The following is a 21703-nucleotide window of genomic DNA, read 5'->3' on the forward strand; positions in this document are numbered from 1 at the left end:
GTTCTACTTCGTATCGTATTGACGAAAACGCGATAAAAAACACGCCCCAAGCCCATCGTCAAGAGAGTCTTGAAGTACGTCGCATAACATCTTGTTTTTCATGGAAATCAAAGCCCGGCGCGATTGCGAAACGATCCGCACCGGAACATGTTTTTAGGATCAGGCAATCGCCACGGAACCAACACGCGCATCATCCGGAACGGCGGACAACACACCATCATTCATCGCATCATATTCGACGAACAAATCGACCGGAACCCAGGCCCCCGGCGTGGAAAACAGAACGTGCAGGATCTGATTGTTCAGGGCATGACCAGCCTTGAACCCGTCATATTCCCCGATGATCGGGCCACCGGCCAGATACAAATCACCGATCGCGTCCAACAATTTGTGACGGATGAATTCATCCGCAAACCGCAGGCCGCCATCATTCATAACGCCCGCGTCATTCAACACGATTGCGTTATCCAGCGAACCGCCGCGTGCCAAACCTGCTGCGCGCAGGGCCTCGACTTCCTGTACGAAGCCAAAGGTGCGGGCATCGGCAATATCGTGACGGAAATTGCCGTTGACCAGACGCGTTTGGTACGTCTGGTGCCCGATGGACGGGTGGTTAAAATCAATGGCGCCGCCGAACACGGCCCCGTTGGACGGGCGCAGACGCACGACCTTGTCGCCGTCACGCACTTCGACTTCTTTCAATACGCGGATGGCGCGGCGCGGGGCTTCCTGCGCCTTCGTTCCGACGGAGTCGATCAAGGCCACGAACGGTGCGGACGAACCATCCATCACCGGAATTTCCGGGCCGTTCAGTTCGATCAGCGCGTTATCCACGCCGCAACCACGCAAAGCAGCCATCAAATGTTCGATTGTTCCAACGCTGGCGCCGTTTTTATTGGCGACCACCGTGCACATGCGCGTATCGACCACATGATCCCAGCGGGCGGGAATGCGGTTATCACCGTTCGTCACATCGGTCCGAACAAACACAATGCCATGATCCGCCCCAGCCGGGTTGATCACCATGGTGACATCGGCCCCGGAATGAAGGCCCACACCAACGCATTGTACGGATGATTTCAAAGTCTGTTGCATACGCGTATTACACCACCGGAAGGCCCGGCCCATTGGAAAGAGAGATCTCGTAAAGTGACTATATAAGACTCTGATTTTCCAAAACAAATCACGCTTTATTGCGGTTTGTTACAAACGCTAACGCATTGATTTTAATAGACCAAACCCCAACCACCCTCCCAACAAAAAAAGAGGGGGTTGGATAAACCAACCCCCTTGGAAGGAGAGGCCAACGCCCCTGATGAAATCAGGGATTAATTGGCCTGGCGACGTAAGAAAGCCGGAATATCCAGGTCTTCATCATTTTGCAGACCCGGCTTGGTGGCTACTGGCGCATCGATGGCCAGTGCCTGCTGAACCGGAGCATGGTGCCCGGCGCGCAGACCACCCGCATTGGTGTGGTTTTCGCCAGCATGCGGAGCGGCTTGTTCACGAACATCCAGCACGTCCTCTTCTTCGTGGCGGCGTGTAAACCGCTCGAAAATGGACGGGGTGCGTTTTTTCGGCTGGGCCGCCTGTTGCGTTGCCACGGATGGCGGACGCAGGGTCAGACCAGAGGGTTGTACCGGAGCTTCGACCGTGCGGTGCATCGGTGCGGGAGCGCCATAGGACACAACATCCGGCTGGCGTTCCGGTTCAACGGCACGCGGCGGGATAAAGGATTCACCGTAACGGCTGCCGCGCATCGAGTCTTGCGTTGGGCGGGTTACCGGTTGCGGTGCGGCTTGCTGCTCATACTGATGATAGTACGATTGCTGAGCCTGAACGGTTTCCTGGACCTGAACCTGCACTTGGGCTTGTTCCTGCACATAGGCCCGAACCGGAGCCACTTCAACGGCCTGCTGTTCAAACATGTCCATTTCAACGGATTGGTCCATCTTGCGCGCAGCGGAACCAACCATTGAACCGGAAACAGCCGACGTTGCCGCCGTGCGAACCGGAGCCGATACAGCGGAATGCGTCGTCGTTGGGCGAACCGGCGCGGACGTTTGTGCCGGAGCCGTTACCTTTGCAGCCGGAGCCACAACAGCATCAGCCGGACGCGCGGTGCGATCAACGCGGCGTTCCGCCTGTTGTGCGCTGGTCAGCGCGTTCAGAACCGTGTTGGTTACGTTTTTTGGGCCACGTGATTTGGCAACAGCCTCAACATCGATACCCGTTGCGAAAACGGATACGCGCATCACGCCATCCAATGTGCCATCGAACGTCGAACCGAAGATGATATTGGCATTCGGGTCAACTTCGTCACGGATGCGGTTACAGGCCTCGTCCACTTCGAACAGGGTCATGTCGTAACCGCCGGTCACGTTGATGATCACGCCATGGGCGCCCTTCATCGATACGTCGTCCAGCAACGGGTTGTTGATGGCGGCTTCGGCGGCCTCAACGGCACGGCGTTCGCCAGTGGCTTCGCCCGTCCCCATCATCGCCTTGCCCATTTCCATCATCGCGGTGCGGATGTCGGCAAAGTCCAGGTTGATCATACCCGGCATAACCATCAGATCGGTCACACCGCGTACGCCGGATTGCAAAACGCCGTCCGCCATTTTGAAGGCATCGGCAAAGGTGGTTTTTTCGTTCGCAACGCGGAACAGATTCTGGTTCGGAATGACGATCAGCGTGTCGACATAGTCTTGCATCTCAGCAATACCAGCCTCGGCCATCTTCATGCGCAGGGCGCCTTCGAAATGGAACGGCTTGGTCACAACACCGATGGTCAGAATGCCCTTGTCGCGGCACGCCTTCGCGATAACGGGTGCAGCGCCCGTTCCCGTACCACCGCCCATACCGGCCGTGATGAAGGCCATGTTCGCGCCATCCAGGAAGCGCAGAACATCATCCAGAGATTCTTCAGCCGCAGCGCCACCGACTTCCGGTCGCGCACCCGCGCCCAGACCGCCGGTTACGGCCATACCCAACTGAACCTTGTTTTCACACAGGGAACCATCGAGCGCTTGCGCATCGGTATTGCAGACCACGAACTCCACACCCTCCAGGCCGGAGGTGATCATATTATTGACGGCATTGCCGCCCGCGCCGCCGACACCGACGACCGTAATTTTCGGAGACAATTTCTTAACCTCTTTGTGCTGCATTCTTACATTGATCATTTGGAAAGGACCTCCGTGGACGCGGTGGAGTTGACTACTCGTGATTCTATGGGGGATGATTCGCCTTTAAAAGAGCCTTCGCGCCACAGAAGCGCGGAAAAGCCCAGAAATACGCGCCATTTCCCCCGTTTAATTTATTGTTTTTCAGATGAGGACGAACCGCTAAGTGATTCATCCGACTCAAGACTTTCCCAGTGTGGCAAACCCACCTTGATTCGGAAAGAGTCACACAACGTTTTCCTGTGGATAAATATTGATTCTGTGCATGGATTCAATACGATTCGTCCACAGGCATCAGGGGATGAAGGACGGGATAACCATGGGGATGATCAGGAAACGCCGACAGCACAGGTGTTTTAGGGCGCAATCCCGTACAACGTGGCCCAAAATTCGGCGCGCGGATTGCGGTGATGGCGTTCAAATTCACGACGCCGCTGGGCCGCATCCGCATCGATGAAAATTTCCGGGTCAAAGGTCACAACCTGTCCCGTTGGTAGAATGCCGACATTCTGGGGTTCGGAATCATAATCAAACCAGTCGCGCGGATAGGCTTTGTTCGTCCCCCACGACAGATCCAGAATGGCATTGGTATAGGCACGATCACCCCTCGCACCCACACGTTCGGGCAAGCGCGTCAGCGGCACCACCTCGGGCAGCATTTCAATGCGCACCTGATCAAAATCATCCAACATATTCTGGTTACTGACAAAAGCCTGCAACACAGTTGGATGAACGGGGCGCAGTTGGCGGCAATTATGATCAGCCTCAACCCGAACAACGCGCATTTCACCGCTGGCCCCATGCCGCGCACGAAACGCCACGGCGCGCCCACCATTCCCCAGATAGGATAAATCGGTATAGCCCTGATCGGCGACAAAGTCGGCCATGCGTTTTTGCACAGCATCGGGCATTGGACCCCACGCCCGCATCGCCAAATTCCCACCTAGATTACAATAGGCAGGCGCCAATTGATTCAAAGCATTAAATGCATCGCTTAACGTGGCATAGCGGGTTGCGGGAACATCGTTCGTGGGTTGCCAGATCGCATCGTGATTGACCATGCCATCCGCATGATAGCTGGCACGCGCCTGTGCGCGCAGCCATTCGATCCGCCCACTCCATGTCCGTATATTGGGTTTTGCCATAGGGGTGGTTATAGCGGGTTTATCCCACCCCAACCACCGGATTTTACCAGTTTTCCCGCAGCCAGAGGCGCACGCGGTCGAACAGATTGCCCGGTTCCGCCTGTGCCATGATGGCGGCAGGCATTTCATCGGCATGTTCGGAAATAAAGGTCAAAAGCCCCGCCGTCGTGGCAAAGGCCGGGCCGCTGACCGCTTCGGGCAAGGCCCCAACGCGCAAGGGGCGCCCCAAGCGCACTTGTTTATCCAGCACATGCTGACCGAGATCGCGCAGCCCCGGCAACTGGCTGGCCCCGCCGGTCAACACCACACGGCGGCCGATGGCCGAACCCAGCCCGGAATCATCCAGACGCGCCCGCACCAATTCAAAAATTTCTTCCAGACGCGGCTGGATAATCCCGACCAGCAAAGAACGCGGGACATGGTTGGGCGCAACATCCGGGTCTTCGCCGATTTGCGGCACGTCGATCAGTTCGCTTTCATCCGTGGACGACGCCATGGCCGAGCCATAGAGGGTTTTCAACCGCTCCGCCGCCGCCATGGTGGTGGTCAGACCGCGGGCCACATCACTGGTGACATGCTGGCCACCGACGGGAATAGAGTCGGCATAAATCATTGATCCGCCTTGGAATACGGCCAACGACGTCACGCCCCCGCCCATATCGATCACAGTGCAGCCCAGATCCATTTCATCTTCGACCAGACTGGCCAGACCAGCGGCGTAGGACGACAGGCACATCGCCGTTATGTCCAGATGCGAGCGTTCAATGCAGGTTGCAATATTGCGCAGCGCCCCGGTATCCCCCGTGACCAGATGGATATGGGCCTGCATTTTTTGCGTAAACAACCCGCGCGGATCGCGCACGCCGCCATGCCCATCAACGGTAAATCCCGTCGCAATCGTGTGGACCAGTTCGTGATCGGTGCTGAGCGCCTGCGTTTGTGCGCGGGCCAGCGCGCGGCGGATATCATGGTCCGTGACCTCATGCCCCAGAACGTCGATATCAACACCAAAGGAATGCGATTGCGCGTGAATGCCGGGCACGTTGATAACAACTTCGCGCAAGGGATAACCCTTGATCGTCTGCGCCGCCATGTGTTCGGCCGCGTTCACCGCCTGACGGATGGAGGCCTCGGCGGCCTCCAGATCAATAACGGTACCGCCCTTGATCCCGTTCGACGCCTGATGGCCGATGCCCAAAACTTCGAACCCGCCTTCATCATCAATAATGCGCGCGATAAAGCATGCGATCTTGCTGCTGCCAATATCCAGCGCAGCGAGGACGGAGCCCTTTGGTTTTGGTTTGTGTTTCATAAGCTTATACGCCGTTCATACCCTTAAATATCATTCTCGCCAGACAGGCTGAAACTGGCTTTATATTCCTGTACACGCCCCGGCGCGGTGCGCACGGTGATGCGATTGCCTTCACGCAAATCAACAATCGTGATGTCTTTTTTCAGCAGACCATCTTCGGCATCGGCTTTGGCCAGACGGGACAGCGCCAATGCCACATCCCCCTCCGGCAGACGGACAACAACACCATTTTTCATTTTCAAATCCCAGCGACGCTCGCCCACCCATGTGATGGCCTCCACCTGATCGCGGATATCGGGCTCACCGCCCAGCAAAGAAATCAGCGGAGCCGCATGGAACGGCGCGTCTTCGCCCACAATCAAGGGCAGATCGCGGAATTTCGCCAGATTTGTTTCGGCCAGAACGGCGCCCTTACCATCAACCAGACGAATTTTCCCCTGATGTTGCCACAACGCCAGCGGCGCACGTTCGGTCAAACGCACATAAATCGTATCGGGCAAACGGCGTTCCACGTGGGCGCTTTCCACCCAGGACACGCGTTCCAGTTGGGTTTTCACAGCGGCCGGGTCAAACGCCATAATCGGGTCGCCCCGGCGCACATTAATCAGCCCCAGCAAAACATCCGGGTCCGCATTCACGCGGCCTTCGACCAAAACATTCTGTACAGCATAACCCGCTTCGGCGGCAGAGGATTGAAAGGCCTGTTCGGCATTATCGATCGTGCGCGTCACCGTGCCGGACATCCACAGCCAAGCACCACCCCACGCGCTGGTCACGACCAACGCGGTGATAAAACCAAAACGGCGTAACGCGTTAATTATGCGCGTTTTTTTTGCGTTGCGGCTGCGCCGTCCGAGGACGGAGCTGCGGCGTGCGCCGTTTGATTTGCCTGATCGAGAGCGTGGCATCGGGCATTCTCCACAAGGTGGGCACAAAGTTCGGCAAAGGTTTTGCCGTTGCGAATAACCTGGGACGGACCGATGGATTCAGCCGTGCATCCAGGTTGGGTGTTAATTTCGAGGAAGCACAATCCCGTTGCACCCGCCTTTGAATCGTCATAGCGGAAATCACAGCGGGCCAGCCCTTCGCACCCGAGAACATCGTAGACACGCTTCGCGTAGTCAAGCGCCGTGTTGTAAACATCATCCGGCACGGGGGCCGGCATGACGTAGGATGTACGGGTGTCGTGGTATTTGGCTTCGTAATCAAAGAAACGGGTTTGGGATACAATTTCGGTCACAGCCTGGGCCACGCCGTCCAGAACGGCCACGGTCAATTCGCGGCCCGGAATATAGCGTTCAACCAGAACGGTTTCACCGTAAACCCAGCTATCCGCATCCAGCGGCGGATGATTGTCGTTTTCCAGCACGATGCGCACGCCCACGCTGGAGCCTTCGTTCGTCGGCTTCACAACATACGGCGCATCCATGACTTTGCCGGACAGCACTTCATCCTTCGTCGCGACGCGACCTTCGGCCACTGGCACGCCAACCGATGCGGCCAAGCGACGGGCAATCGGCTTGTCCATCCCGATGGCGGATGCCAGAACGCCGGAATGGGTGTAAGGAATTTCGAGCATTTCCAAAACGCCCTGAATAACGCCATCTTCGCCGCCGCGGCCATGCAGGTTATTGAAAACCGCATCCGGTTTCGGCGTCAGCGCGGCGATCAGCGCCGGAATATCTTTCTTCACATCAATAACGGTCACGTCATAGCCCGCTTCGATCAGGGCTTTTTCGACGGATTTACCTTTATCCAGAGACACTTGACGCTCGGCAGACCAACCGCCAACCAGCAATGCAACCTTCTTCGCCATGATGAGCCCCTTTCGCTTTCGTGACCTGTTACCATCATTGCAGATGTTGGGGGTCGGGGACAAGCGCCGGATCGGGCAAAACATCACCAATTCGGCGAATTTCCCACCGTAACGTCACACCGGTTTGATCCAGCACACGGCGGCGGATCTCTTCCCCCAGATTTTCCAGATCAGCGGCCGTGGCCGTTCCGGTATTAATCATAAAATTACAGTGCAAATCCGACATCATCGCCCCGCCGATGGTCAGACCCCGGCCGCCCACGCGGTCGATCAATTGCCAGGTCTTCGTTCCCTCCGGCAATCCCGCCGCGGCCAGTTCATCGGCGGATGGGTTGGCGAAGGTTGATCCGCCGGTTTTTTCGCGGATCGGCTGTGTCGTCGCGCGCTTGGTTTTAATGTCGGCAATATGGGCGCGAATGGTGTCGGCATCGCCCGGCGTTCCACGGAACACGGCGTGCGTGAAAATCCAATCCTCTGGCACATCGGTATGGCGGTACGTCATGTGCATATCGGCGAGCGTCAACTGGCGCACGCACCCCGCACGATCCACCGCCGTGGCGCGGACCAGAACATCTTTCGTTTCCGTTCCATATGCACCCGCATTCATGCGCAACGCGCCACCGATCGTACCGGGTACACCACTTAAAAATTCCAATCCCGCAAGCCCCGCATCGGCGGCGACATTGGCCACATTGCCATCCAGCGCCGCAGCCCCGGCGAATACGTCCATCCCATCAATGCGGATATCAGCAAATTCACGGCCCAGACGGATGACAACACCGCGCAAACCCCCATCACGCACGATGGTGTTGGACAAAACGCCCAATGTCGTCACGGGAATATCCACCGGACACGCCGACAAAAACGCCACCAGATCATCCAGATCCGCCGGCTTGAACAGCACATCCGCCGTACCCCCGCACCGGAACCACCCCACACTGCCCAACGGGGCATTGTCGGTGTAGCGTCCGCGCACGGACGGCAATTGGGTAGATGCAATTTTAACGGCGGGTTTTGTCATGGCAGGGTTTACGCAGCGCTTCCCGATTTTTTCGTCAGGCCGCGTAAATTTTCAATCTGCCCCGGCAGAGCATAGGCCCATTTGGTAATGTCCCCAGCCCCCAGACAAACAACATAATCCCCCGGTTTCGCCACGGCATTGATCGCCACCGGCAACCCTTCGGGTCCGGCCAGAACGGCCACGCGATGGTGGCCGGATTGTTCAACCCCTTCCGCCAAAATCTGGTGATCGACACCATTGATCGGCGTTTCACCGGCGGCATAGACGGGCGCAATAAACACATAATCCGCATCGGCGAAGCACGCACAGAAATCACCGAACAACGACGACAAACGCGAATAACGGTGCGGTTGCATCACGGCCAGAACACGGCCACCTGTTTCCGATACAGCCATGCGCGCGGCCTTTAACACCGCCGTAATTTCAATCGGGTGATGGCCGTAATCATCAATCACGGTGATGCCATCAACCACGCCCGTGCGGGTGAAGCGGCGTTTGACCCCGGCGAAATTCGCCAAAGCTTCGCGCATGGCCTCTTCGGCAAAATTCAATTGATGACCAATGGCCAGTGCCGCCAGAGAATTCTGCACGTTGTGCAGACCCAACATCGGCAGATGCATATCGGACAAGGTCAAACCATCATCGAAAATCACATCGAAAACGGACACACCATTTTCAACACGCACATTTTCGGCGCGTACATCCGCATCATCGGCAAAGCCATAGGTGATGATTTTGCGATCAGTGACGGATTCGGCCAGATCGCGCACTTCCGGATGATCGAGGCACAGAACGGCGAAACCATAAAACGGAATGTTTTGTACATATTGGCGATAGGATTCACGCACAGCATCAAAATCGCCGTAATGATCCATATGTTCCGGGTCGATATTGGTGACAACGACATGCGTTGCGGGCAGGCGCGTGAATGTACCATCGCTTTCATCCGCTTCGGCCACCATCCAATCACCAACGCCCATACGCGTGTTGGTGCCATAGGCATTGACGATACCGCCATTGATCACGGTCGGGTCCAATCCGCCGGATTCCAGCATCGCACCCACCATCGATGTCGTGGTGGTTTTACCGTGCGTGCCGCCAATGGCGATGGCCCGGCGCAAACGCATCAATTCGGCCAGCATATCCGCCCGGCGCACAACGGGCAGACGCGCATCCCGCGCGGCAACCAATTCCGGATTCGTCGATTTCACCGCAGATGACACAACGACAACCGCCGCCATATCACCCTTCGGCGTCTTCAAATTTTCTTCCGCGTGGCCGATGGACACGTGAATGCCCTTGTCCCGCAGGCGTTGCACGTTGGCGTTTTCGGATTGGTCCGAACCCTGCACGCTGTAACCCATGCCATGCAAAATTTCGGCGATCCCGCTCATGCCAATGCCGCCGATACCGACGAAATGCAATGTTCCGGTGTCGCAGGGAATAATACGCATCTTACTTATCCTCATTACTGGGCGTCGGCCCTTGCGGACGCATCGCTTCGCCGTCCCAGCCAGAGGCCACGGCCATCACCAAATTGCCCAAGCGCCGCGCCGCATCCGGGCGGCCAACGCTGCGCGCTGCTTCCGCCGCACGGAACAAGGTTTGCGGGTTTTGCAGGAACGTTTCAACACGAGCCAACAATGCTTCTTCGGTAAACCCGTTCTGAGTCATCACCCATGCTCCGCCCGCATCGGCTACCATATCGGCGTTGGCTTTTTGCTGTTGGTCGGCATGGTGCGGATACGGCACGAAAATCGCCGGGCGGCCGGCGGCGGTCACCTCGGCCACCGTGCTGGCACCGGAACGGCCAATCACCAAATGCGTATGCGCCAAACGGTCCGGCACATCGCGGAAAAATGTTTCCAATTCCGCCTTGATCCCGGCTGCATCATAAATACGGCGTACATTTTCAATGTCGCTTTCGCGGCATTGCTGAACCACTTCGATCCGCGCGCGATAATCCGGGGACAGGCGCGACAACGCCGCCGGAACCACATCGGAAAACACGTGCGCACCCAACGACCCACCCATAACGAAAATGCGCAGAATGCCATCCGGCTGGATGATGGGGTATGGTTTGTAGCTTAAAGACGAAATTTCTTCGCGCACAGGATTGCCCGTGACAACGGCGCGGGCATTATCCGCCGGTTCCAACCCATGCACATGCGGCATGGACAGTGCAATACGGCTGGCTCGCCCGGCCAGCATGACGTTGGCGCGCCCAACAATCGCATTTTGTTCATGGATGATTGTATCAATCCTCATCCCCTGCGCCGCGAACACGGCGGGGAAAGACGGATACCCACCAAACCCGGCAACGACGACCGGTTTCAATTTCTTCACCAGATTGCGCGCCTGAATAATCCCGAGGGCCAGTCCGGCCGCGCCGCGCACCTTGCCCACCAGACCACGGCCCAGCGTTCCCGCACTGATCACATGAACCGGGATATCTTCGAAAATATTGGCGAACTTGCTGCCGCGCGCATCGGTGACCAGTTCGACGCGATAGCCACGCGAAATCAGATCGCGCCCCAACGCCGCCGCCGGGAACACATGGCCACCGGTCCCACCGGCACTCAAAAGAATCAGTTTGGATGTATCTGTCATAATGACGTTTTACTGCCTGAAAACGGGTCTGTACAGACCCGCATCATGCCACAAACCCGTCTTATCCCAAAGGTTTAGGAGGCATTCATCTGGGTTTTCGGGGCCATTCCGCCCTTGGCGATGGTCGACCGCCCCTGCCGCCGGGTCAAAGCCAGCAAAAACCCCATCCCGATCCCCACGGCGACCAGCGACGATCCACCGTAACTTAAGAAAGGCAATGTCATCCCCTTGGTCGGGATCAGGGCCAGATTCGACCCCATATGGACCAAGCTCTGGCACCCGAACATGGTCAGCAGACCACCCGTGCCCAGAATGACGAACATGTTATCCGAATCCATCACGCGGTTCAGCCCGCGCAAAATCACCCAGGCGAACAAGCCGATGATGATCAGCAACAGGACCAACCCCATTTCCTCACCCGCCACCGAAAACACGAAATCGGTATGGGCATCGGGAATGGCCAGTTTCACCGTGCCCTGCCCCGGGCCGGCACCAAACGCGCCACCCTCCTGAAACGCTTGACGCGCCAGATCGATCTGGTACGTGTCACCCGTTTCGGGGTTAAGGAAGCGATCAATACGGCTGCGCACGTGGTGCAGGCCGAAATAAGCCCCCACACCGCCGAGTGCCGCCACACCGCCCAGCCCAACGACCAAACGCAACGGCAGACCAGCCAGAAACACCTGCCCCACAATAATCGCGGTGACCAGCATCGACATCCCGAAATCGGGCTGCAGGATCAGCAGTGAAATCAGCAACGCATACAGCCCCGCCGCCAGACGGTCCCCCGGGAATCCCGGCTGATCCTTCTGCCGCGCCATGAACCAGGCGATGACAACGGCGAAGGCAGGCTTGGCAAATTCACTGGGCTGGATGGATCCGAATGGCAAGTGAATCCAGCGCTGCGCGCCCTTCACCTCCGCCCCGGCGACCAGAACGAACGCCATACACAAAATGCTGCCCGCCAGAATAACACTGGCAATACGCCAGATGGTCCGGTGCGAACACATCGACAGCCCGATCATCGCCAGAAGTGATGGCACCAAAAACACCATATGGCGTTTGAAGAAATAATATTGGTCCAACCCCAGCCGTTCCGCCACCGGCGGCGATCCGGTCACCACCATCACAATCCCGATCCCGGCCAAGGCCAGCATGATGGACAGCAACACGCGATCCACCGTCCACCACCATTGCCCGACGATGGATTGGTCGGTCCGGGAAAACATGCGGCCCGTGCGGGCGTGGTTGGTGGATAATCCAATCATGCCTTGTCCCCTTCGGGCAGCGCCATGACCATTTTCGTGAATTCATCGCCCCGGTGTTCAAAGGACCGGAATTGATCGAACGACGCACAGGCCGGGGACAACAACACAACGCCGGCCCCGCCCGGTTCACCCCGCGCGGCCTGCGCCGTGATATGGGCATCATTCACCGCGCGGTCCAGCGTTTCACTGCGCACATATTCAACGCCGTGATTGTCCAGCCACTTGCAAAAATCATCCATGGCCGCGCCAATCACGAACGCCTTGCGGACGCGATCCATAAACGGCTCCAGACCGTTCAGCCCGCCATCCTTCGGCTTGCCCCCAACGATCCAGCAGATATTGCGGTAGCAAACCAAAGCCTTGGCTGTCGCATCGGCATTGGTGGCCTTGCTGTCATTGACATAGGCAACACCATTGATCACCCGCGTCATAAACTGACGGTGCGGCAAGCCCGGATAGGTTTTGATGGCGTTCATAATCGTATCGGCATCCAAACCAGACAGACGCGTGGCGATATAGGCCGCACAAATATTCTGGTGATTATGCACACCGGGCAAGGTCGTCAATGCGGATACGGACCCAATCTCACGTGCTTCCCCATCCATGCAATCAAACAACACGCCGTTTGATACATAAACACCGCGTTCCACCGCATTCACGACGGAAATCGCGTACACATCGCGATCACCCGTATCCTGCACCTGTTTGAACATGGCGCGGGACGGTTCATCATCCACACCGATAATGGCCGCCCCGGCCCCGCGAAAAATCCGCATCTTCGCCGCCGCATATCCGGCCATGTCGCCGTGGCGATCCAGGTGATCGGGCGTTAAGTTCATATGCACGCCAATATCGGGCGCAAAGGTCGGGCACAAATCCAATTGATAGGATGATAATTCCAGAACGATCACGCCATCTTTCGGCGGCAATTCAATATCCAGCGCCGCACGACCAATATTTCCGCCGACGGATGCGGTCACGCCACCGGCATTCAAAATATGCCCAATCAACGCTGTGGTTGTCGATTTACCGTTTGTGCCGGTGATGCCGATGGTTTTACGGCCATGGTGAACACGGTGCAATAATTCGACATCACCCAGAATTTCAACGCCCGCATCCTGCGCCCGCGCTACAACCACGTGCGGTTCCGGGTGCGTCAACGGAATGCCCGGGGCCACCACCAACATGGCAAAACCGGACAAATCGGCCAGCGCCAGATTGCTGATCGTTGCGCCTTCGGATGCCGCTTGGGTACGCTTGGTTTCATCATCGTCCCATGCCGTGACGGAGACACCCGCCCGCACAAAAGCCGAAACGGTGGCCAGGCCGGACAACCCCAACCCGAACACCGCAACAGGACGACCACCCAGACCGGCGGCTATAGACGATAGATCAATCATCGCAATTTCAATGTTGAAAGCCCGATCAAAGCCAGAATGACAGCAATGATCCAGAAACGGATCACAACGGTCGGTTCCGACCACCCTTTTTTCTCATAATGATGGTGCAGCGGCGCCATCCGGAACACGCGCTTGCCCGTTAATTTAAACGATGCGACCTGAACAATCACAGATACAGTTTCCAGCACGAACAGACCGCCAATAATGGCCAGCACCAGTTCGTGTTTCGTAATCACCGCCATCGCACCCAGAACACCGCCCATGGACAATGATCCGGTATCGCCCATGAACACCATCGCCGGGGGCGCGTTGTACCACAGGAATCCCATCGCCGCACCAACCAATGCGCCACACAGAATGGCCAGTTCACCCGTGCCCGGAACAAACGGAATTTGCAGGTAGTCGGAATAAATCGCATTACCGACCAGATAAGCAATCAGACCAAAGCATGCCGCCGCAATCGCCACCGGAACAATCGCCAAACCGTCCAGACCATCGGTCAGGTTGACAGCGTTCGACGCACCAACCATGACCACAACCGCCCATGGAATGAAGAACCACCCCAGATTCAGGAACAGCGATTTAAAGAACGGAATGGCCACATGATGGTTCAGCGTTTCCGGCGCCACATGCATGACCCACAGAGTCGCAATCAAACCAATGCTCACCTGTGCCACCAGTTTCAATTTCCCTGACAGCCCCTTGGAATTTTTCTTGGTCAGTTTCAGATAATCATCGCCAAACCCAATCAAGCCGAACCCGACCATGACCATCAGTGCGATCCACACATAATGGTTGGACAGGTCCGCCCACAGCAATGTGGAGATGGTCACGGAGATCAGGACCATCAACCCACCCATGGTCGGCGTACCGGCCTTCTTCGCGTGGGCTTCTTCCAGATATTCGCGGATGTTGCTGGCGCTGCCCTGTTTGGATTTCAGCCAACGGATCATGCCGGGGCCGATCAGGAAACAGATCACCAGCGCCGTCATAATGGCGCACCCGGTCCGGAAGGTCAGATACCGGAACAGGTTGAAAAAGATAAAATCATCGCCCAGCGGGGCCAGCAAATTATAAAGCATCTTCGACCTCGCGGCGTGATGTGTTTGCGTTTTTCTTTTGTTTTCGCGTTTGTGGCAGGTGACGCAGTGTTTCCACCACAACATCCATCCGGCTGCCATGTGATCCCTTGACCATCACGACATCGCCTGGCACCAGAACTTCGGGCACGATTTCAGCTAATTCCGCACTGGTCGCACGATGCGCGCCGCGCTGTTCCGGCGGCAGGGCATCATGCAGATTTTTCATCAACGCCCCACATGTATAAACCAGATTCACATCGGCGGCCTGTAACGGCAAAGCCAGATCCGCGTGGAGGCGCGCGCCATCGGCCCCCAGTTCCAGCATATCACCCAGCACCGCAATACGGCGGCCACCACGGCCCGGATCAATCAGGGCCAGAACCTTGAACGCCGCCTGCATCGCCACGGGGGATGCGTTATAGCTTTCGTCGATCAATGTGACAGGATTACGGCGATCGCCGATATTGATGCGCTCGCGGCGACCACGGCCCACCGGCGGCTGAACTTTTTCCAATGCTTTCGCGGCCTTACGCACATTGCCCCCGGCGGCGGATACCGCCAGCAACACGGCAATTGCATTCATGGCGATATGGCGTCCGGCGATCAGCAGGGTGAAGGACACTTCCTCCCCGCAGATTACGGCCTTCACGCGCGACCCGTTGGAGGCCAGCAGGCATTCCACCAACCGCCCATCAACATCTTCGCCGCCACCAAAGGACAGAATTTTTCCAACGCCGCATTTGCGCGCGGCCTGTGCCAATTGGTCAAAATGCGGATTGTCGGCGTTTAAAATGGCCACACCGTGCGCATCCATGCCCTCGAAAATTTCTGCCTTCGCTGCGGCAATAGCTTCGGTCGAGCCGAAATGTTCGATATGGACCGGTTCAATGGTGGTAATGATCGCAATATCCGGGCGCACTTGTTGCGTCAGATTTGATATTTCGCCTGCATGGTTCATACCCATTTCAAAAATGCCGTAATCACATCCCGCATGCATGGTGGACAGCGACAGCGGAACACCCCAATGGTTGTTGTGGCTGGCCTTGCTGTAATGGGTTTGGCCCAGGGCACCAAAGGCCACAGCCATCATTTCCTTCGTTCCGGTTTTACCAACCGAACCGGTGACACCAATAATTTTTGCACCCGTGCGATTGCGCGCGCCCTGGCCCAAGGCCTGCATTCCCTTGAATGTATCATCCACCATCAAAACTGGAGCATGATCAGGCAGGCCATCAACAGCGCGCGCAACCATGACCGCAGCCGCACCCTTTTCCAACGCCATTTTCACATAGGCATGCCCATCGCTGGCATCGCCCTTGATCGCGATAAACAAATCGCCCGGCTGCAATGTGCGCGTATCAATCGAAACGCCCGTGGCGGCCCAATCCTGCGACCCCAGCAAACGTCCGTTCGTGGCTCTCGCCGCGTCCGCTGCACTCCAGATCACGTGTGATGCCGGCTTCTGCCTATGCTTACAAAATAACATTCTTATGCTTCCCCAAGCCCGATATTCAAAATTGCTGTAGTGGCCTCTTCGACATCGTCGAACGGGTCCACTCGATTCCCGATAATTTGCCCCTGCTCATGCCCTTTGCCGGCAATGACCAGAACATCCCCTTTTTTCAACATGTGTACGGCGTGTTGAATGGCCGCACGACGATCGCCGATATTTTCGGCATGGTTTCCGGTTACACCGGCCATAATTTCGGCGCGAATGACATCGGCTTGTTCAAAGCGCGGATTATCATCGGTAACGATGACATGGTCGGCCAGATCAGCGGCAATCCCCCCCATCACCGGGCGTTTTCCCTTGTCTCGATTTCCACCGCAGCCAAACAAGCACACCAATCGCCCAACCGTATGCGGGCGCAATGATTGCAAAACATTGACCAACGCGTCCGGCGTATGCGCGTAATCGACATAGACCGCAGCCCCCTTCGGATGACCGGGAATATTCTGCAACCGCCCCGGTGCCCCCTGCAGGCGGGACAGACCCTCGACCAACGCATCCACACGGGAAATATCTTCGGCCATAGCCAGACCGAGCGCGCACAACGCATTCATCGCCTGAAACTGCCCGACCAGCGGTAACGCCACCGTGTAATCACGCCCCAGAACATTGATCTGCAAATCCTGTCCATCCGGGCGCAAAGCGCGGGATTTCAAAACGATATCCTGCGCCTTTTGCCCATAGGACCACATTCGCAGGCCACGCGATTTGCAAATATCGGCCAGCGCCCCGAATGCCTCATCATCTGCATTCAAAACCGCCGTGCCACCATCGCGCAGAACGGATGAAAACAGACGCGCCTTGGCCGCCAGATAGGTTTTCATGTCACCGTGATAATCCAGATGGTCGCGGGTCAAATTGGTGAACCCCGCCGCCGATACGCGCACACCGTCCAGACGGTTTTGATCCAGCCCGTGGCTGGAGGCTTCCATCGCCAGATGGGTCACACCCGCATCGGCCATCTCGGCCATCAGCGCCATCAGCGATACCGGATCCGGTGTTGTCATTGACCCGTCACGGTTAAAATGCGTACCGCGCACACCGATCGTACCCAAACTGGCCGAGGCCATATTTAACCCAGCCCAAAGCTGTTGCGTGAAATGTGCGGTTGATGTTTTGCCGTTGGTACCAGTCACCGCCGCAATCATCTCTGGCTGGCGCCCATAAAATCGGGCGGCCATGATCGCGGCCACATGGCGCGGATGATCATGCGTGATAAAAATGGCCTTCCCATCGGGTGTTGTCCCGGTTGGAACAACGATGGCCACAGCCCCTGACTCAATCGCAGCGGATATAAAATCACGTCCGTCGACTTTCGCCCCTGGAACAGCGATAAAGACGTAGCCCGGCTTGACCGCCCGGCTGTCCAGCGCAATGCCGGATATATTGATATCTGGCCCTGCATAATCATCGATCAGGGTTGAAAGCATCATGGCCATCATTCCCCCGCCTTCTTTGGATCATGGACATAGCGAACCAGTTCGGCAGAAATATCTTTTTCCGGCGGGACATCTTTTGGCGGCAAGGCCAGAACCGAAGCCATCGCCGTAATCACACGCCCAACAGCGGGAGCCCCAACCCAGCCGCCGGTGGCATAGCCATAGGTCGATTTGTTACCCTGTGGCTCGTCCACAATCACCAAGACGACATAGTCCGGATCATCTGATGGGAAGACACCGAGGAATGAAGACAGCAAACGCTTTCGGTCATATCCACCGCGCGCACCCGGTTTTTCCGCCGATCCGGTTTTTCCGCCCACCATATAGCCGGGAACATCGGCTTTACCACCCGTACCGTGGCTGACCGTCAGGCGCAGCAATTGACGGATGCGGTGCGCCGTTTCCGCCGACACAACACGCACAGATGCGCTTTCTTTATCATCTGCAATGTTATCCAAAACTACATGCGGATTAACGCGCAGACCGCCATTAACAATCGACGATGCCGCCGCAGCCACATGCAAAGGCGATACCGCAATACCGTGACCATAAGACGCCGTCAGGGTACTGGTTTCACGCCATGGCGACGGGATAATCGGCTGACCAACCTCGTCAATTTCCACCTTGACCGGGGCCATAAAACCCAGATCAGCATAGAAATTTTTCAATGCATCCGTCCCCACAGCCTGGGCCATCAAGGCCGACCCAATATTCGACGAATACATGAAGATTTCAGGAATGGTTAGAACGCGTTTTTGCGCGTGATAATCCCGGATCGAAAAACGACCGATGGTCAGCGGCTTGGTCGCATCAAAGGTCTGACCAATCGGTGCATTTTTTAATTCCAGATAAGCCGCGGTCGAAAACAGCTTGAAGGTCGAGCCCATTTCATACACGCCCAGTGACAGGCGGTTGAACAAATTATCCGGCTTGGCCGATCCCGCGCTGTGCGGATCGAAATCGGGCAGCGATACAGCCGCCAGAATTTCGCCGTCATGCACGTTCATAATCACGCCCATGCCGCCCTTGGCGTTGAACTCCTTCATCGTGCGGGAAATCTCACGGCGCAGAACGTGTTGCAAACGCACATCGATGGTCAGCTGCACGGGCTCCTTACCCGCCTTCAACACTTTGTCGAAACTGCGCTCAACCCCCGCCAGACCGTTGCCGTCCACATTGGTGTAGCCCACCAAATGCGCCCCCAAGGCCCCTTGCGGGTACAAACGGTTGGCTTCGGTTTCAAAGGACAGGCCCGGATGCCCCAGACCAAGAACCGCGTATTGATCTTGAGGCGCAAGGTTGCGCTTGATCCAGACAAAACGCCCCTCACGCTGCAATTTTTTCAAAACATCGCCATAGGACAGGTCCGGTAAAACCTTGACCAGATCGCGCGCGACCCCTTCCGGGTCCGGAATTAATTTCGGATCGGCGTAAAGTGATGCCGTTTGCACGGATCGCGCCAGAATAACGCCGTTGCGATCGACAATATCGGCACGCAAAGCCGTTGGTGCCGTCTTCGCCCCCTGCGCATAATCACGCGGGGATGATTCTTGTGAAAATCCACTGGACAACCCTTGGCTCAAACGCGGCAATTCACCCTGCAAAATCGTCAGGTCGAACCCACGTACAGCCACCAGAACGAAGGCCGAGGCAAAGCACAGCCGCATAAACATGATTCGCCCGCGCGCCAGATCGAGCGCAGAGCGCCGTGTCCCGATCAGCTTCATGACCTTTTGACGGAAGAACGGGGATGGATTCATTGCGCCCCTCCGCTTGATGGTTCCGTATCGGTCAGACGATTGATCAGCGTATCAAAATTTTCAGACGAGGGAGATGATGTTGCCGGAGAGGCCACAGGATCGTGGGCAGCAACAGAAGGCGGAGAACCCGCCGGAGGAGTGGATGGTGCAAGGACAGCGCGGCGCAACGCTGGATCGGGTTTACGCGCGGGAATAATCGGCTCAATCTGGTCGGGCAACGCCCCACCATCACGCACCAGCAGAGCCGGGTCAATCGGCTCCATCTTCAAATGCTGGCGTGCCAATTCTTCCAATCGGTCAGGGCGATTGAGGTAATCCCATTCCGCCTCCAAGACGCGCAGGGCTTCGCCTTCTTTGGTCAGTTGCGCATTCAATCCGCGCAATTGATGCTCGGCCTGTTGGACGTTTTGACTGGTCTGGAACAGCATGAATCCTGCCATCCCGGCTAAACCAAGCGAAACAATCGACGAAAGGCGAATGCGCATTATCCACGCCCCCCTTTCGCAAATTTTTTGGATGTTTCCTCACTCCATGCCGGAGCATTGGTACGGATAGCACTCCGCAATTTTGCGGATCTTGAACGGGGATTGCGCCGAGTTTCGGCATCGGTGGGATCAATCGCCTTACGTTGCGTAAGACGGAAGGTCGGTGCCGGATGATCGCTGAGCGCGGTCATCGGTGCGTGACGGGACGGTGCAGGCACATCACCCGACCGCGTTTTGAAGAAGTTTTTGACGATACGATCTTCCAGAGAATGGAAGGTGACGACAACCAGACGCCCGCCCTCCTCCAGAATATGTTCGGACGCGGCCAGAGCGCGCTCCAGCTCACCCAATTCATCATTCACGGCGATGCGCAGGGCCTGGAACGTGCGGGTGGCCGGGTGAATGTCATTGGGTTTGCGACGGCCCGGCATGGCTTTTTCAACGATGGATGCCAATGCGGCCGTGGTTTCAATCGGCGCGACGACACGCGCATCAACTATGGCACGGGCAATGCGGCGGGAATGGCGCTCTTCGCCGTAATTGTAAATCAGATTGGCCAGATCGGTTTCATCCATATCACGGACAATGTCGGCGGCGCTTTCGCCCGCGCTTTGATCCATGCGCATATCCAGCGGACCATCAAAGCGGAATGAAAAACCACGATCGGCATTATCAATCTGCATCGACGATACACCGATATCCAACATAAAGCCCTGAACGCGGTCAATGCCCGCCTGATCCAGCAGATCCCGCACATTGCCAAACGTGCCGTGTAACAAAATCAGCTTATCGCCGTATGTATCCTTCCACGCGACGGCGCGGTCATGCGCGGTTTGATCACGATCAATCCCGACGATGCGGCATCCCGGTGCGCGGTCCAGCGTCGCGCGGGAATATCCGCCCGCACCAAACGTGCCATCAACGTAGGTTTCGCCCGCAACGGGCGCCAATGCCGTTAAAACTTCATCCAGCATCACTGGAATATGCGGCGCTGTATCCTGAATCATGATGCGGCCCCCCCGATGATGGAGGGCAGCGTCAAACCTTTATCCCGCGCATTGGCACGTGCGTGAACCTGACGCGCTTTCAAGGCGGATGGTTCCCACAATTGGAATTTACGACCCAAACCGACGAACGCCACCTGATCCGCAATATTGGCATGCGCAATTAAATCCGGCGTCAACGTCACGCGGCCATCGCCATCGAACGCCATCGGCGTGGCATCACCGAAAATGGCGGTGGCCAGATCATCCTGTTCGGCGGAGAACAAATCGAATTGATCGAGGCGCGTGGCCAGATCATCCATCTTCGCACCATCAAATCCTTCGAGGCAGGCATGAACGGGCGAACGGAATACAACAATGCCCTGAAACGCCTGTGCGCTCAGAGCGGTGCGAAACGCCGCCGGAACGGATACCCGTCCCTTGCGGTCAACGCGATTGATGTATGTCGAAAGAAACAACGCCATGGAGGACGAATGCGTTCCGTTTGCTGCAAAGGGTTCATGTCAAAGAAGGTCGAAGGCCGGCGCCAGCTTCACAGTCCTGACAAGCGCGAATCACGGAACGCCCGCCACGGTGAAACATGGTTCTATATGGGATATCATGGGATGGCATGGAATTCAACGGACGCACCACCCAAAAACCCCGGTTTTCCAAGGGTTTCGGGCA

At 56.9% G+C, this 21703-nt stretch carries 18 protein-coding genes; all 18 read right to left on the minus strand.

Features of this window, described 5'->3' with window-relative positions:
- Positions 1-159: 159 nt before the first annotated feature.
- On the minus strand, positions 160-1095 hold the full coding sequence (gene lpxC, locus MICA_RS08945; protein ID WP_014103423.1) for a UDP-3-O-acyl-N-acetylglucosamine deacetylase: 936 nt from the start codon (positions 1093-1095) through the stop codon (positions 160-162).
- A 233-nt stretch (positions 1096-1328) separates the two neighbouring features.
- Positions 1329-3170, minus strand: coding sequence for a cell division protein FtsZ (gene ftsZ, locus MICA_RS08950; protein ID WP_081463076.1), 1842 nt, complete (start codon positions 3168-3170; stop codon positions 1329-1331).
- Between the two features lie 371 nt (positions 3171-3541).
- The gene (locus tag MICA_RS08955) at positions 3542-4330 is read right to left on the minus strand and encodes a hypothetical protein (RefSeq protein WP_014103426.1); all 789 of its coding nucleotides are present in this window, start codon (positions 4328-4330) and stop codon (positions 3542-3544) included.
- Between the two features lie 43 nt (positions 4331-4373).
- Positions 4374-5642 carry a cell division protein FtsA gene (ftsA, locus tag MICA_RS08960; RefSeq protein WP_014103427.1) on the minus strand — a complete coding sequence of 423 codons (1269 nt, stop codon included), beginning with the start codon at positions 5640-5642 and terminating at the stop codon, positions 4374-4376.
- A 23-nt stretch (positions 5643-5665) separates the two neighbouring features.
- Positions 5666-6550: a cell division protein FtsQ/DivIB gene (locus tag MICA_RS08965; protein WP_236619891.1), complete on the minus strand. Its 885-nt coding sequence runs from the start codon at positions 6548-6550 to the stop codon at positions 5666-5668.
- A complete protein-coding gene (locus MICA_RS08970; RefSeq protein ID WP_014103429.1) occupies positions 6460-7458 on the minus strand; it encodes a D-alanine--D-alanine ligase in 999 nt (332 codons plus the stop codon). Before MICA_RS08970 ends, MICA_RS08965 begins: the two co-directional genes overlap by 91 nt.
- 34 nt (positions 7459-7492) lie before the next feature.
- Positions 7493-8479, minus strand: a complete 987-nt coding sequence (gene murB / locus MICA_RS08975; protein ID WP_014103430.1) for a UDP-N-acetylmuramate dehydrogenase — start codon at positions 8477-8479, stop codon at positions 7493-7495.
- Between the two features lie 8 nt (positions 8480-8487).
- Positions 8488-9933 carry a UDP-N-acetylmuramate--L-alanine ligase gene (gene murC / locus MICA_RS08980; protein ID WP_014103431.1) on the minus strand — a complete coding sequence of 482 codons (1446 nt, stop codon included), beginning with the start codon at positions 9931-9933 and terminating at the stop codon, positions 8488-8490.
- Position 9934: 1 nt separating this feature from the next.
- Positions 9935-11089, minus strand: coding sequence for an undecaprenyldiphospho-muramoylpentapeptide beta-N-acetylglucosaminyltransferase (murG, locus tag MICA_RS08985; protein WP_014103432.1), 1155 nt, complete (start codon positions 11087-11089; stop codon positions 9935-9937).
- A 74-nt stretch (positions 11090-11163) separates the two neighbouring features.
- A complete protein-coding gene (locus MICA_RS08990) occupies positions 11164-12357 on the minus strand; it encodes an FtsW/RodA/SpoVE family cell cycle protein (protein WP_014103433.1) in 1194 nt (397 codons plus the stop codon).
- Entirely contained in the window at positions 12354-13757 is a 1404-nt protein-coding gene (murD, locus tag MICA_RS08995; protein WP_014103434.1) for a UDP-N-acetylmuramoyl-L-alanine--D-glutamate ligase, read from the minus strand. The genes MICA_RS08990 and murD overlap by 4 nt, the downstream gene beginning before the upstream one ends.
- Complete coding sequence (gene mraY / locus MICA_RS09000) at positions 13754-14839, minus strand: phospho-N-acetylmuramoyl-pentapeptide-transferase (RefSeq protein WP_014103435.1); 1086 nt, start codon at positions 14837-14839, stop codon at positions 13754-13756. The genes murD and mraY overlap by 4 nt, the downstream gene beginning before the upstream one ends.
- Positions 14829-16286 carry a UDP-N-acetylmuramoylalanyl-D-glutamyl-2,6-diaminopimelate--D-alanyl-D-alanine ligase gene (locus MICA_RS09005; RefSeq protein ID WP_041793987.1) on the minus strand — a complete coding sequence of 486 codons (1458 nt, stop codon included), beginning with the start codon at positions 16284-16286 and terminating at the stop codon, positions 14829-14831. The genes mraY and MICA_RS09005 overlap by 11 nt, the downstream gene beginning before the upstream one ends.
- A 41-nt stretch (positions 16287-16327) precedes the next feature.
- The gene (locus MICA_RS09010) at positions 16328-17791 is read right to left on the minus strand and encodes a UDP-N-acetylmuramoyl-L-alanyl-D-glutamate--2,6-diaminopimelate ligase (protein ID WP_014103437.1); all 1464 of its coding nucleotides are present in this window, start codon (positions 17789-17791) and stop codon (positions 16328-16330) included.
- Entirely contained in the window at positions 17788-19548 is a 1761-nt protein-coding gene (locus tag MICA_RS09015; RefSeq protein WP_014103438.1) for a peptidoglycan D,D-transpeptidase FtsI family protein, read from the minus strand. Before MICA_RS09015 ends, MICA_RS09010 begins: the two co-directional genes overlap by 4 nt.
- Positions 19545-20033, minus strand: a complete 489-nt coding sequence (gene ftsL, locus MICA_RS09020) for a cell division protein FtsL (protein ID WP_014103439.1) — start codon at positions 20031-20033, stop codon at positions 19545-19547. Before ftsL ends, MICA_RS09015 begins: the two co-directional genes overlap by 4 nt.
- Positions 20033-21040, minus strand: coding sequence for a 16S rRNA (cytosine(1402)-N(4))-methyltransferase RsmH (gene rsmH / locus MICA_RS09025; RefSeq protein WP_014103440.1), 1008 nt, complete (start codon positions 21038-21040; stop codon positions 20033-20035). Before rsmH ends, ftsL begins: the two co-directional genes overlap by 1 nt.
- Complete coding sequence (gene mraZ, locus MICA_RS09030) at positions 21037-21501, minus strand: division/cell wall cluster transcriptional repressor MraZ (RefSeq protein ID WP_014103441.1); 465 nt, start codon at positions 21499-21501, stop codon at positions 21037-21039. Before mraZ ends, rsmH begins: the two co-directional genes overlap by 4 nt.
- Positions 21502-21703 lie beyond the last annotated feature (202 nt).

The sequence above is a fragment of the Micavibrio aeruginosavorus ARL-13 genome (genome assembly GCF_000226315.1).
In the GTDB taxonomy this organism is placed as follows: Bacteria; Pseudomonadota; Alphaproteobacteria; order Micavibrionales; family Micavibrionaceae; genus Micavibrio; species Micavibrio aeruginosavorus_B.